The 13,090-nt window shown below is 71.2% G+C and carries 13 protein-coding genes and 1 pseudogene; 5 read left to right on the forward strand and 9 right to left on the reverse strand.

The features are described 5' to 3' along the window. From B128_RS12280 to B128_RS0106665, 3 genes and pseudogenes are all read left to right on the forward strand, one after another. Window positions 1-220 (forward strand): annotated as a pseudogene (locus tag B128_RS12280) (transposase); the annotation flags it as partial. A gap of 88 nt (window positions 221-308) precedes the next feature. Then, a complete protein-coding gene (locus tag B128_RS0106660) occupies window positions 309-917 on the forward strand; it encodes a DUF4388 domain-containing protein (protein ID WP_040683587.1) in 609 nt (202 codons plus the stop codon). Further along, complete coding sequence (locus tag B128_RS0106665) at window positions 848-1,882, forward strand: HD-GYP domain-containing protein (protein ID WP_018111505.1); 1,035 nt, start codon at window positions 848-850, stop codon at window positions 1,880-1,882. Before B128_RS0106660 ends, B128_RS0106665 begins: the two co-directional genes overlap by 70 nt. Here B128_RS0106665 and B128_RS0106670 read toward each other — a convergent pair. Genes B128_RS0106670 through B128_RS0106680 form a run of 3 tightly spaced genes read right to left on the reverse strand, consistent with a single transcriptional unit; the run spans window position 1,879 to window position 5,381 of the window. Beyond that, window positions 1,879-3,666 (reverse strand): menaquinone biosynthesis decarboxylase, encoded by a 1,788-nt coding sequence (locus B128_RS0106670; protein ID WP_018111506.1) that lies wholly within the window; start codon window positions 3,664-3,666, stop codon window positions 1,879-1,881. The two genes, B128_RS0106665 and B128_RS0106670, sit on opposite strands and share 4 nt — an antisense overlap. Before the next feature lie 46 nt (window positions 3,667-3,712). Next, a complete protein-coding gene (locus B128_RS0106675) occupies window positions 3,713-4,042 on the reverse strand; it encodes a YraN family protein (RefSeq protein ID WP_018111507.1) in 330 nt (109 codons plus the stop codon). 4 nt (window positions 4,043-4,046) lie between these two features. Then, a complete protein-coding gene (locus tag B128_RS0106680; RefSeq protein ID WP_018111508.1) occupies window positions 4,047-5,381 on the reverse strand; it encodes a PASTA domain-containing protein in 1,335 nt (444 codons plus the stop codon). A 57-nt stretch (window positions 5,382-5,438) separates the two neighbouring features. Here B128_RS0106680 and B128_RS0106685 point away from each other — a divergent pair, with 57 nt between their 5' ends. Next, on the forward strand, window positions 5,439-5,981 hold the full coding sequence (locus tag B128_RS0106685; protein WP_018111509.1) for an NAD(P)/FAD-dependent oxidoreductase: 543 nt from the start codon (window positions 5,439-5,441) through the stop codon (window positions 5,979-5,981). A 3-nt stretch (window positions 5,982-5,984) separates the two neighbouring features. On the opposite strand, the gene B128_RS0106690 is transcribed toward B128_RS0106685, so the two are convergent. After that, window positions 5,985-6,755: an SDR family NAD(P)-dependent oxidoreductase gene (locus B128_RS0106690; RefSeq protein ID WP_018111510.1), complete on the reverse strand. Its 771-nt coding sequence runs from the start codon at window positions 6,753-6,755 to the stop codon at window positions 5,985-5,987. Between the two features lie 4 nt (window positions 6,756-6,759). After that, on the reverse strand, window positions 6,760-7,884 hold the full coding sequence (locus B128_RS0106695) for an alanyl-tRNA editing protein (RefSeq protein ID WP_026175084.1): 1,125 nt from the start codon (window positions 7,882-7,884) through the stop codon (window positions 6,760-6,762). A gap of 19 nt (window positions 7,885-7,903) precedes the next feature. Between B128_RS0106695 and B128_RS0106700 the strand changes: the two genes are divergently transcribed. Continuing rightward, a complete protein-coding gene (locus B128_RS0106700; protein ID WP_018111512.1) occupies window positions 7,904-8,635 on the forward strand; it encodes a pseudouridine synthase in 732 nt (243 codons plus the stop codon). Here B128_RS0106700 and B128_RS12950 read toward each other — a convergent pair. Genes B128_RS12950 through B128_RS0106720 form a run of 4 tightly spaced genes read right to left on the reverse strand, consistent with a single transcriptional unit; the run spans window position 8,603 to window position 13,078 of the window. After that, entirely contained in the window at window positions 8,603-9,073 is a 471-nt protein-coding gene (locus tag B128_RS12950) for a hypothetical protein (protein ID WP_018111513.1), read from the reverse strand. The two genes, B128_RS0106700 and B128_RS12950, sit on opposite strands and share 33 nt — an antisense overlap. Further along, on the reverse strand, window positions 9,070-10,260 hold the full coding sequence (locus tag B128_RS0106710; RefSeq protein WP_018111514.1) for a type II secretion system F family protein: 1,191 nt from the start codon (window positions 10,258-10,260) through the stop codon (window positions 9,070-9,072). Before B128_RS0106710 ends, B128_RS12950 begins: the two co-directional genes overlap by 4 nt. 3 nt (window positions 10,261-10,263) lie before the next feature. Then, the gene (locus tag B128_RS0106715) at window positions 10,264-11,910 is read right to left on the reverse strand and encodes a GspE/PulE family protein (protein ID WP_018111515.1); all 1,647 of its coding nucleotides are present in this window, start codon (window positions 11,908-11,910) and stop codon (window positions 10,264-10,266) included. Further along, window positions 11,888-13,078 carry a hypothetical protein gene (locus B128_RS0106720; RefSeq protein WP_018111516.1) on the reverse strand — a complete coding sequence of 397 codons (1,191 nt, stop codon included), beginning with the start codon at window positions 13,076-13,078 and terminating at the stop codon, window positions 11,888-11,890. Before B128_RS0106720 ends, B128_RS0106715 begins: the two co-directional genes overlap by 23 nt. Window positions 13,079-13,090 lie beyond the last annotated feature (12 nt).

Genomic DNA, 13,090 nt, shown 5'->3' on the forward strand with positions numbered 1-13,090 from the left:
AGGTGCGTACCGGAGGCTTTTGGGGCGGCGGTGGGAGCTGGAGACGGTCTTTGGTCTGCTGAAGGGGCCGATGGGGCTGGTGGGGGCGGTGGGGAGGGTACGGGGGCTGAAGGCGGTGGCCCTGCAAGTGGAAGCTTGGGTGATGGCCTGGAGCGTGGTGGCCCAGCTTCTTGGGCAGGCGGGTCTGCCCATCACCCGGGTGTTGCGGGCGGTGGCGTGAGGTGAGTACGCAGGTGAATATCCGAAAAGGGGGCTTTTCAAGGGATTTTCACAGGGAGGGTCTAGGGTGGGGATGAAGGGGGGTGAAGATGGCCCTATTGGGAAATCTGAATTCCATTCGCCTGGAGGAGATTCTCCAGATCCTCGCCCAAAGGGAAGGGGCCCTGGAGCTTTGGAACCTTAAGGACATCCCCCCCACCACCTTGTACCTGAAGCCGGGCCGGATCCGCTCCGTGGACCAGAAGGGGAAGCCCCTGGACCCCCTGGCGGCCAAGGCGGTGTTGCAGGCCCTCCTCCAGGCACGGGAGGGAAGCTTTGAGTTCATCCCGGGGGCCAAGCCCCCCCACGGGGTGCGGCTGGGCTGGCCGGTGGAGCGGGTCCTGCTGGGCCTCATCACCCTGCAGGACGAGATGGCGCAGTACCAGGCCCAGCTACCCCACCCCCAGATGGTCTTCCTCTACCGCCCCCCGGCCTGTCCCGGGGAGGCCCTCGAGGCCCCAGGCCGGGACTTCCTGGAGCGGGCCCGGCCCCACCTGGAGCGGGGGGCCAGCGCCGAGGAGCTGGCCCAGGCCCTGGGGCTTCCCCTGGACACCGTGCGCTTCTACCTCTTCCGCCTGGAGGCCAAGGGATGGGTACGGGCCGCGGGGTGGAGGAGGCCGGCCCAGGGCTGGCTGCGGTGGCTTGGAGGTGGCCGGTGAAGGCCTTCCAACGCCCCCCGCGGGTGCTGGTGGTGGACGACGATCCCCTGCAGCGCCGCCTCCTCCTCAAGGCCTTGGAACCCCTGGGGGTGGAGGCCGTGGAGGCCCGCAACGGCCAGGAGGCCTTGGACCTCCTGAGGGACGGCCTGCCCCACGTGGTCCTCACCGACCTCCACATGCCCTTCATGGACGGCCTGGAGCTCACCCGCCACCTGAAGGCCCAGGACCCCCTCCTCCCCGTCCTCCTCCTCACCGCGGATGGGGAGCGGGAACTACGCCTAAAGGGCATCGCCGCCGGGGCGGACGACTTCCTGAACCGTCCCGTGGACCTGGCCGAGCTCCGCCTGCGGGTCAAGGGGCACCTGGAAAGGCGCAAGCTCCAGGAGCGCCTCGAGGACCTGGAGCACACCCTCCTGGCCCTCATGCGGGCGGTGGAGGCCAAGGACGCCTACACCGCGGGCCACGGGGAGCGCGTGGCCCAGTACGCCCTTTGGGCCGCGGAGGAGCTGGGGGCCGCAGAAAGGGAGCTAGAGGAACTCCGCCTGGGGGCCCTCCTCCACGATGTGGGCAAGATCGCCATCCCCGATCACATCCTCCGGGGGGACTACCCCCTCACGGAGCACGAGTGGCGCCTCATCCGCCAGCACCCGGTGAAGGGGGACGAGATCCTCAAGCCCCTCCGCATCCACCCCCAGCTCCGCCCCTACGTGCGCTGGCACCACGAGCGGCTGGACGGCTCCGGCTACCCCGATGGCCTCACGGAGGTCCCCCCCCTGGTCCAGGTGCTGGCCGCCGCCGACCTCTACGATGCCCTCACCAGCGGGCGCACCTACCGCAGGCCGGTGCCCCCCGAGGAGGCGCTAAGGACCCTCGAGGCCGAGGTCCAGGCGGGCCGGCTGGAACGGGAGGTGGCGCGGGCCTTCCGCAGCGTTCTCCTGCGCAACCGCGTCCTCCGGGCCCCCTAGAGGCCGTACTCCGGCCAGCGGGCCTCCACCAGGGCCTGGACCCTCTCGTCCATGCGGATGCGCTCGGGCCACACCCGGGAGAAGCCCTCCTCGGGGAGCTTGCGGGTGCCGTCCAGGACCAGCACCGGCCCCTCCACCCCCGGCATCACCCGGGCGTCCCGCTCGGGGTCAATGTTGTTGAGCACGGCCCAAAGGAGCTCCTCGGGGGTGAGGGCGGTGTCGGCATCGGCCAGGAGGAGGAGGCGGATGCCCGCGCTCTCGGGGGCGGCCAGAAGGCGCTCCGCCAGGGCCCAGGCCTGCCCCGGGCGCACCTTGTGCAGGGTAACCCCCCAGACCCCGGGCCACTGCCGCTGGGCCTGGACCTCGAGGTCCTGGGGCAGGTGGGGGTGGGCCCGGGGGGTGAAGGGCACCTCCCCCCCCTCCTCGGGAAGCTTGCGGGTGCCGTCGATGACCAGCTTGCCCCCGAAGGCCATGGCGCGGGCGCTGTGGTCCAGGACGTCTATGGGCCCCCGCAGGAGGAGGGTGTCCCGGCCGGGTAGGGCCCGTTCCAGGGCCTTGAGGAGGGTCTGGAAGCCCGGCTTCACCGGCACCCCCTCGTCCACGACCACCATCACCTTGGCGAACATCATCTGCCCCAGGCCCAGCATCCCGTAGGCCACCTTGTAGGCCTGGCCGGGATACTCCTTCCGGAGGGCCACGTTCACCCAGTTGTGGGCCACCCCCTCGGGGGGCATGTGGTAGTCGGCCACCTCGGGGAGGACCAGGCGGAGGGGGGGCAGGAAGAGGCGCTCGGAGGCCTCAATCAGGTAGGCGTCCTCCATGGGGGGCACGCCCACGATGGTGGCGGGGTAGATGGCCCCCCGGCGGTGGGTGAGGGCGGTCACGTGGAAGCGGGGGTAGAGGTCAGGGGGGGTGTAGAAGCCCGTGTGGTCCCCGAAGGGGCCCTCCACCACCAGGGGCTCCTCGGGGTCAATGTAGCCCTCGAGGACGATCTCCGCCTCCGCGGGTACCGGCAGGTCCACGCTGACCCCCCGGGCGAGCTCCATGGGCGCCCCCCGCAAAAACCCCGCCAGGTGGAACTCGCTCACCCCGGGCAGGGGGGGCAGGGGGGCGGTGGCCGCGTAGGTGAGCACCGGGTCCCCCCCCAGGGCCACGGCCACCTCCAGCCTCTTCCCCAGCCTCTTGGCCTTCTCCAGGTGGCGGCGGCCCACCTTGTGGAGCTGCCAGTGCATGGCGGTGCTCCTTCGGTCCAGAACCTGCATGCGGTACATGCCCAGGTTGAGCTCCCCCGTCTCCGGGTCCTTGGTGATCACCAGGGGGAGGGTGAGGAAGGGGCCGGCGTCCAGGGGCCAGCACTTGAGGACGGGCAGGCGGCTTAGGTCCACCGCCTCCCCCCTGTACACCACCTCCTGCACCGGGGCCCGGGCCACCCGGCGGGGGAAGAAGCCCCTAAGCATGGGCAGCTTGGGCAGGAGGCCCATGAGGGCCGACAACCCCCCCCTGCCGGGCCTCAGTTCCAGCAGGAGCTCCACCTTCTTGGCCAGCTCGTCCAGGTCCCGCACCCCAAGGGCAAAGGCCGTGCGCTCCCGGGTGCCGAAGAGGCCGATGGCCACGGGGAAGTCCTTGCCCACCACCCGTTCAAAGAGGAGGGCGGGGCCGCCCCTTTTGACCATGCGGTCGGCGATCTCCGTGATCTCCAGCTCGCTTTGCACGGGCACCCGCACCCGCTTCAGCTCGCCCCGCGCCTCCAGGGCCTCCAGGTATGCCCGAAGGTTCCTAAACACAGGGCCAAGCTTACCCCGGCCGGCCCACCCTGGGGAAAGGGACGGCCTACACTTCCAGCACCAGGTGTTCCAGGCGGAAGGCCCCCGGGGTTCCCCAGACCAACACCGCCTCCAGGCGCACCGGCAGGTCGTCCCGCCCCAGGAGGAAGCGGGCGCTTTGGAGAAGCCGGGCCACCTTCTTTGGGGTGAGGGCCTCTAAAGGGGTCCCGAAAGCCGCGGAGGCCCGTTGCTTCACCTCCACCACCACATAGACCCCCTCCTTCTCCATGAGGAGGTCCACCTCGCCAAAGGGGGTGCGGCGGTTTTTGCCCAGGAGGCGGTAGCCCCGCCCTAGGAGGTAGTCCAGGGCAACCGCCTCAGCCCAGGCGCCCCGCATGGCCCTAGGGGGTCCACTCCTGGAAGGGTTCGCCATCCAGGTAGAGGCGGAAGCGGGCCTCCCCCTGGGCCTGGTAGGTGCCCTCGAGGCGAAGCCCCTCCTGCCCAGGCCCCTCGTAGACCACATGCTCCCCCCGGGCGTCCAGGAGGACAAGCCGCACCTGGCGGCCCGCCGCCTCGGGGGGAAGGTCCAGGGCCAGGGCCACGGTGCGGAGCCCGGGTTCCGGGGGCGCCGGGGGCAGGAGGACCTCCCCCCGCACGGCCACCCGCAACCGCACCCCGCCCCCCGGCGGCATGGGGGTGCCGGGGGCCGGCTCCTGGGCCAAGACGGTGTCCGGCGGGGCCCCGGCGGGCACCTCCTCCACCTCCACCTGGAGCCCCGCGGCATTGAGGAGGAAGAGGGCCTCCTGGCGGGAGAGCCCCGTGAGCTTGGGGAGGGGCAGGAGGGGGCCCGGCTCGGCCCCCCGGGAAAGGAGGAGGCGCACCCCACCCCCGGGGGCCAGGGGGGTGCCGGGGGGTGGGTCGGTGGCCAGCACCCTGCCCAGGGGCTCGGGGCTTTCCACCTGGGCCACCCCCTCCAGGACCAGGCCGAGCTCCCTGAGCCGGGCCTCGGCCTCCTCCCGCCGCAGGCCCCGCAGGTCGGGCAGGGGGTTGAGCCGGGCCTGGTTCAGGGTGAGGCGCACGGTGCGCCCCGCCCGGAGCCGGGTCCCCGGGGGAGGCTCCTGGGCCAGGACCACCTCCTTGGGCCTGGCGGGGTCGTTGCCCTCCACCACCTCCAGCTTTAGCCCGGTGTCCTTGAGGAGCAAAAAGGCCTCCCGGGCGCTCTTGCCCACCAGGTCGGGCACGGCGTACTCCGGGGGATTGAAGTAGCGGTAAAGCCCCTGGGCCAGGAGCCAGAGGCCCAGGAGGAGGAAGAGGAGGCCGGGGGCCACCCCCAGGAGGAAGCCCGGCCTCGGGCGGGCCCGCTCTCCCCCGGGCACCCGCCCCTTGAGGGGCCAGGGGGCCAGGTAGGCTACCTGGTCCTCGGCCATGGCCAGGTGCTCCCGGCCAAAGCCCAGGGGGGCTAAGGCCTCCAGGGCTTCCCGGGGCGGGGGCCTGTGGGAAAGGGGCCTTTCGGGAAAGAGGGCGTAGTAGCGCCCGGGCTTGGCGGAGACCTGGACCTCCAGGAGGCCCAGGTCCTGCAGGCGCTTCAGGGCCGCCCGGTAGCGGTAGAACCGCTCCTTCTCCTCAGGGGTGCGCACCTGGAAGACGAAGGCCAGCCCCCCCTCTACCCGGTAGAGGGTGATGCCCTCTTTGGCCTCGAGGGTCTCCAGCACCGGGTAGCGGTCGTCCAAGAGCATGCCAGGGCGATTATACCCCCGGCCCCTCCCCCACCTTCCCCCTATACTCTAGGTGGTATGTGGGACGTGCTCGTGGTGGGCGGTGGCCCCTCCGGTCTTTCTGCGGCCCTCTTCCTGGCCCGGGCCGGCCTCAAGGTGCTGGTCCTGGACGGGGGGCGTTCCCAGGTGCTCCAGGTGAGCCAGGTGCCCAACTACCCGGGGCTTCTGGACGAGCCCTCAGGGGAAGAGCTCCTGGCGCGGATGCGGGAACACGCCCGCCGCTATGGGGCCGAGGTGCAACCCGGGGTGGTGCGGGGGGTGCGGGACCTGGGCGGGGTCTTTGAGGTGGAGACCGAGGAGGGCGTGGTGGAGGCGGAGAGGCTCCTCCTCTGCACCCACAAGGACCCCACCCTGCCAAGCCTCCTGGGTCTGAACCGCAAGGGCACCTTCATTGAGACGGACGAGGGGGGAAGGACCAGCTACCCCCGGGTCTACGCCGCCGGGGTGGCCCGGGGCAAGGTGCCGGGCCACGCCATCGTGAGCGCCGGGGACGGGGCCTACGTGGCGGTGCAGCTGGTCTCCGACCTGCGGGGCGAGCCCTACAAGGACCACGCCAAGTAAGGCCTAAACGGGCCTCCCCGCCATCATGAAGCTGGCGGTCATCCCCCCGTCCACGGGGAGGATGGCCCCGGTGATGAAGCTGGCCTTCTCCGAGGCCAAAAAGAGCACCGCCTCGGCCACCTCCTCCGGGCGGCCAAGCCGCCTTAAGGCGTGGAGGTCCTCCCAGTCCCGCCGGGTCCTTTCGGGGTCCTCGGAGAGGGCGATGGCCTCGAGGACCGCCTCGGTGGCGATGGCCCCCGGGGCCACGGCATTTACCCGGATGCCCAGGGGGGCCAGGTCCAGGGCCAGGGAACGGGTGAGGTTGACCAGCCCTCCCTTGGAGGCGTTGTAGGCGGCGTTCTCCTGCTCGGCGAAAAGCCCCTGCACGCTGGCCACGTTGACGATGGCCCCACCCCCCACCTTGCGCATCTCCCGGGCGGCCAAGGCTGAGAGGTGCATGGGGGCGGTGAGGTTCACCTCCAGCACCTTGCGCCACTGGGAGAGGGGCACGGTGAGGGCCGAGCCGGGGACGGCGATGGCCGCGTTATTCACCAGCACGTCCACCCGGCCCAAGGCCCGGGCCGACTCCTCCACGAAGCGCACCCGGTCCCGCTCCTGCCCCAGGTCCGCCTGCACGAAAAACCCCCCGATGGCCTCCGCCACCTCCCGCCCCTCGGGGCGCAGGTCTGCCAGGGCCACCAGGGCCCCCTCGCGGGCGAAGGCCTGGGCGATGGCCCGCCCCAGGCCCCGGGCCGCCCCCGTGACCAGGACGCCCTTCCCCTCAAAAAGCCCCATGCCCCTAGCTTACGAGGTCCCGGTCCAGGGCCTCGGCCACCCGTTCCTTGGGCAAGGCCCCCTGAATCACCTCCTTCCCCCCACCCTTGGCCCCCAGGGCCCTGAGCCGCTCCAGCACCCTCTGGCGGTTGGGGCCCACCAGGGCAAAGCGCCCCTCGGGGGAAAGGAGGAGGAAGGTGCGTTCCCAGGAGAGAAGCTCCTTGGCAAGCTCCCCCAGGACCGGCTGGGGCACCAGGAGCACCCCCTCGGCCAGGGCCTGGGGCAGGAGGGCCCGCACCAGGGCCTCCTTGAGGGCCAGGTTCTCCCCCTTAAGGGCGTAGACCTCCTCCTGGAGCTTCTTTAGGGGCTTTTCCAGCTCCAAGGGACTGGTGGAAAAGGCCAGGGCCAGCCGGGAGAGGAGGGCATGCTTGGCGTGGTAGTCCTCCAGGGCCTCCCAGCCCGCGGTGAAGTAGACCCGGGTACCGCCCTTGTACCGCTCCCACTTGAGCACCTTGATGGGCCCGGCCTGGGCGCTGGTCTTCAGGTGGGTACCGCCGCAGGCGGCCAGGTCAAAGTCCCCGATGCGCACCAGGCGCACCCGGCCCTGCACCTTGGGGGGGCGCCTTAAGGGGTAGCGGGCAAGCTCCGCCTCGTCCACGAAGAAGGCCTCCACCGGGTAGTCGGCGTAGACGGCGAAGGCCGCCAGGGCCTCCGCCTCCCGCACCTTGGCCTCCTCCACCTCCTCGGCCAGGTCCACGGTGCACACCGGGCCGTCCAGGCTCACGGCCACCGTGTGGTAGTCCCCGGCCCGGAGGAGGGCCTGGGAGAGGAGGTGCTGGGCGGTGTGCCGTTGCATGTGGCGGAAGCGCCTGGGCCAGTCAATCTCCCCCTCCACCTCCGCCCCCTCAGGGAGGGGGGCGGAAAGGACGTGGACCACATCGCCAAAGGCCTTTTCCTCCTCGAGGGCGTGAAGCACCTGCACCTCGCCAAACGCTCCCCGCAGCACCCCGGTGTCCGCCGGCTGCCCCCCGGACTCCGGGTAGAAGAGGGTCTCGGAGAGCACCGCGTAGTGCCCCCTGGCATCGCTCCAGGCCCGCACCACCCGGGCCTGGAAGCGGGTGGCGTAGCTGTCCAGCTGGTAAAGCCTCATGCCCCTTAGGATAAGGAGGATGCGGGGGGAGAGGCTGGACAAGCTCCTGGCCCGCATGGGCCTGGGTAGCCGCAAGGAGGTGGCCCGCCTGGTGCGCTCGGGCCGGGTGCGGGTGGCCGGGGAGGTGGTGCAAGACCCCGGGTACCTCTTGCCGGAAGGGGCTCCTTTGGAGGTGGAGGGGAGGCCCCTCAGGGTACGCCGGCACCACCACGTCCTCCTGCACAAGCCGGCGGGGTACGTGACCAGCCGCACGGAAGGCCCCTCGGTCTACGCCCTCCTCCAGGGCTTCCCCACCCGGGACCTCTCCCCCGTGGGCCGGCTGGACAAGGACACCGAGGGCCTCCTCCTCTTCACCACCGACGGCGAGCTCCTCCACCGCCTCACCCACCCCCGGCACAAGGTGGCCAAGCGCTACCTGGTCCACCTCCTCAACCCCGCCACGGCGGAGGACCAAAAGGCCTTTCGCGAGGGGCTCCTGCTGGATGGAAAGAGGCTCTTGCCCGCGGAGCTCTGCTGGGGGGAGGACCCCACCTGCGTGGAGCTCACCCTGCGGGAGGGGCGCTTCCACCAGGTCAAGCGCATGTTCGCCGCCCGGGGAAACCGGGTGGTCTACCTGAAGCGGCTGGCCCTGGGCCCCCTCCTCCTGGGGGACCTTCCCAAGGGAGAGGCCCGGCTCCTGACGGAGGCTGAGGAGGCGGCCCTGTACCAGGCGGTGGGCCTAGGGGGCCAGAACCCGCAGGGTGAGGTCTAGGGCCAGGCGTTCCCCCCGGCCCCCCCCGGCGGGGGCCAGGGTATACCCCTCCACCCAGAGGGGGTGGGGGACTTTGGGCAGGGCCTCGAGGTAGGCCAGAACCCCGGGATAGGACCCCTCCAGGGCAAGCTCTACCCGCCAGGCCCGCACCTCCCCCAGGCTCTCCGCCTCCCCCGGCTCCAGCCGCTTGAGGTCCAGCTCCCGGGCCGCCGCCAGGCGCAGGAGGGCCTCGTACACGGGGGGAAGCTCCTCGGCCGCCACCGGGGCCTGGGCCAGGGCCTGGGGGAGGCTACGGGTGAGGGCCTCGGCCTCCCGCTCCAGGGCCCGCACCTCGGCCCTGGCCCCCTGGTAGCGGGCGTAGGCCGAGGCCACCTCCCGGGCTCCCCAAAGGAGCACCGCCAGGGGAAGGACGAACCAGAGCCAGATAGGAGGCTTCATCGGCGCAGGATCCGGGAAAGGTCAAAGAGGGGTAGATACAAGGCCAAGGCGACCACCAGCATTATACCCCCGAGGAGAACGGTGAGCGCGGGCTCCAGGCTGGAGGAAAGGCGCTTCACCCCGTAGTCCACCTCCCGCTCCAGGTGGAAGGCCACCTGGTACAGCATGCGGTCCAGGCTCCCCGCTTCCTCCCCCACCAGGGCCAGGCGCACCACGATGGGGAGGAAGAGGGGCTCCCGGCTCATGGCGGCGCTCAGGGACTCCCCGCGGACCACCCGCTCCAGCACCCGGTCCAGGGCCTCGGCCAAGGCGGCGTTGCCCAACACGTTGCGGGTGGCCTCGAGGGCCTGGGTGATCAGCACCCCACCCTCGTAAAGGGTGGCCAGGGTGCGGGCAAAGCGGGCCATGGCCGCCTTGTGCAACACCGGCCCCACCAGGGGAAGCCGTAGGAGGAGGGCATCCAGGAGGCGGGCGCCCGCCGGGGTCTGGTGGAAACGGCGGAGAAAAAAGCCCAGGGCAAGGAGGACCAGGAGGAGCCAAACCCCGTACTCGCGCACCAGGGAGGAGGCCCCCAGGATCAGGCGGGTGGGCCAGGGAAGCTCCACCCCCGCCGCCCCGTACAACCGGGCGAACACCGGGATGACGAAGAGGAGGAGCACGGCCACCACCAGGACCAAGACCGCCAGCACGAAGGAGGGGTAAAGGAGGGCGGTGCGTACCTTCTCCCGCAGGTCGTGGCTCCTGTCCAGATACTCGGCCACGCGCCGCAGGACCACCTCCAGGGCTCCGCCCACCTCCGCTGCCGCCACCAGGGCCCGGACCAGGGGGGGAAAGACCTCGGGGTAATGCCCCATGGCCTGGGCAAGCCCTTCCCCACCCTCCACCCGTTCCCGCACCCCCCGGGCCGCCTCCTTGAGGAGGGGATGGCGGCTTTCCAGGCTGAGGGTGTGCAGGGCCTGGGTCACGGGTACCCCCGCTTCCACCAGGGTGGCGAACTCCTCCATGAAGAGGACCAGCTCGGGCAAGGGCACCCGCCCCCGCAGGGGACGCCGTAGCCGCTCTAGGCGCAAGGGGTAGAGGCCCATCTCCCGCAGGCGCCGCCTCGCCCCCTGGGGGCTTTCTGCCTCCAACACCCCCCTATACACCCGCTCCCCCTTGGTGTCGGTGGCCTCGTAGAAAAAGCGCATGCCCTACTCCCAAAGCCCCAGCACCCGAAGGAGCTCCGCCCCGGTGGTGACCCCCGCCCGCACCTGCAAAAGCCCCACCCGCCGCAGGTCCCGGTGGCCCTTGAGCGCCGCCAGGCGCCGGAGCTCCTCTTCGGTACCCCCTTGGCCGAGGCGGTACAAGGATTCCCCGTCCGGGGCGTACACCTCGTAAAGGCCAAGCCGCCCCCGGTAGCCCGTCCCCCGGCAGTAGGGGCATCCCTCCCCCCGCATCTCCTCTGCCGGGGCCTCCTCGGCGAAGAAGAGGCGGGCCTCCTGGGAAAGGGGTGCGGGCCTGGCGCACTGGGGGCAGACCCGCCGCACCAGGCGCTGGGCCACGGTGCCGATCAGGGTGGAGGCCAGCAGGTGCCGCTCCGCCCCCATCTCCAGAAGCCGGGTGACGGCGGCGATGGCGTCGTTGGCGTGCAGGGTGGCCAGCACCAGGTGCCCGGTGAGGGCCGCCCTGAGGGCGGTGTCCAGGGTCTCGGTGTCCCGCACCTCCCCCACCAGGATCACGTCGGGGTCCAGCCGCAGCACGCTTTTCAGGGCCTCGGCGAAGGTGAGGCCGATCTTGGGCTGGACGGGAATCTGCACCACCCCCTCCAGGGGAAACTCCACCGGGTCCTCAATGGTCACGAAGGTCTTTTCCCTGGTGTAGAGCTGTTCTAAGGCCGCGTAGAGGGTGGTGGTCTTGCCGCTGCCCGTGGGGCCGGTGACGAACAGGATGCCGTAAGGCCGCAGAAGGAGCCTACGGAAGCGGTCCAGCTCCTCAGGGAGCATGCCCAGCTGGGCAAGCCCCAGCCGCACCCCGGTGGGGTAGATGATGCGCAGGGTGAGCTTTTCCCCGTGAAGTGTGCCCACGGAGGCCGCCCGCACCTCGTAGCGCCGGCCCTCAAAGGTGAAGGTGAAGTGCCCGTCCTGGGGACGGCGCCGCTCGGCGATGTCCATGCCGGCCAGGACCTTGTAGCGGGCGGTGAGGGGGGCCTCGAGGTCTTTGGGAAGCCGCTCCAGCTCCTGCATCACCCCGTCCACCCGGGCCCGCACCGCCAGGTGGGTCTCCTCCGGGTCCAGGTGGAGGTCGCTGGCCGAAAGGGCGATGGCCCGCTCCAGGAGGGCCTGGGCCAAACGCACCGCCGGCATGGCCTCGAGGGTGAGGTCCAGCTCCGCCGCCAGGTCCTCCGGCCCCTCCTCCCGTTGCGGCCTGGCCTGCTCGGCCAGGAGGCGGTCCAAGGCCTCCAGAATCTCCCGGTCGGGGGCCAGGTAGGGCACGATCTCCTTGCCGGTAAGGAACCGGAGCTCGTCCAGCAGGGCGAGATCAGAGGGATGGGCCATGGCCACGTGGAGGCGGCCCCCCTCCAGCCGGAAGGGCAACACCCGCCTCTCCCGGGCAAAACGGGCGTCCAGCAGGGCCAAGGCTGCCGGGTCTGGGGCAAGCTCCCCCACGCGCACCAGGGGGGCTTTCTGCTGGTCCGCCAGGGCCCGCATCAGGTCCTCCTCCCGCACATACCCCCGGCGGAGGAGGACCTGCCCCAGGAGGTCCCCGGTGCGGGCCTGCTCCTCCAAAGCCGCCTGGAGCTGGTCCTCCGTCAGGTAGCCAAGCCGCAGGAGAAGCTCACCGAGCTTGGGCCTTGACAACCTCCACCTCCCACGCATAGACCGGGGGCGAACCCGCCTCCTCCCGCACCCCCCTCACCTGGCCCCCGAGCCGGCGGGCCAGGAGGAGGGGGGCGTAGGGGTCCAGGGCCTTTCCCTGGAGGGAAAGCCGTCCCTCCTCGGCCCGAAGCCCGGTGAGCCAAAGGGTCTCCGGCTTTTCCGAGGCCACCTTCAGGACCTGTTCCAGCCCTACCCCTCGAGGCCGGGCCGGCTGGAAGGCCTGGGCCCGAAGCAGGGCCACTTCCTGCCGCAGGGCCTCGGCCCGCCGCTTTTCCCCTGCCAGGCGGCTTTCCAAAAGCCCCTTGCCCACCAACCCCCCGGCGAAGAAGAGGGCCGCCAGGAAGACCGCCAGCTGAGCCTCCCGGGGAAGCCGCTCCCCCAAGGCCCTTCGGCGGGGGCGCAGGTCCAGGGCCAGCTCCTTGGCCAGGAGGCGGGGGCTAGCCCCCAGCTCCAGGGGTACCCGCTGCTCCACCCGTTCGGCGGGAAGGCCCGGGGGCACGGGCGGGGGGGTGGGCAGGCCCAAAAGCCAGGCCTCCTCCACCCTCCCGCCTCCGCCGAAAAGACTCAGGGAACGGGCCACCTCCTCCGCCAAGGCCTCATTCCCCGCATCGGCGGGCAGGGTGAGGTAGCGGAAGCCCTGGAGCACCCCCCCCTCGAAGAGGGCCACGGTGTGGCTCAGGTTCTCCAGGACCAAGAGGCGCCCCGCCCGGCTTTGCCCCAGGGCGTAACGCCAGAGGACCAGGGGAAGGGGTTCTATGCGCGCGGGCCGCAACCGGGCAAGGAGGCGCGCCGCCTTCAGGGGCAGGGCGGCGAAGAGCACCCGTACCCGGCGCTCGTCCTCGGGGGCCACCAGCAGGTAATCCGCCAGGAGCTCCTCCCCAGCGAAGCGGGGACTGCGCTCCGCTTCCGCCAGCACCGCCTCTTCCAGGGGAAACCCCGGAAGGCTAGGGAAGGGTTGGAGCCTGAGCAAGGCGAACTCCGGCCCCAGGCCCAGGTAGGCCCCCTTTCCCCCAAGCCCCCGCAGATGATGGAGAAGGCGCTCGTACCGGGGCTGCCCCTCCTCCCCTACCAGATCGGAAGCGGGAAAGCTTTCCACCTCGCCTTCACGAAGGCGCAGGATGCGTTCTCGGGTGGCCAAAAGAAGGGTCATGGCCGGGCTAGG

It is taken from the genome of Thermus igniterrae ATCC 700962, assembly GCF_000376265.1.
Taxonomy (GTDB): domain Bacteria; phylum Deinococcota; class Deinococci; order Deinococcales; family Thermaceae; genus Thermus; species Thermus igniterrae.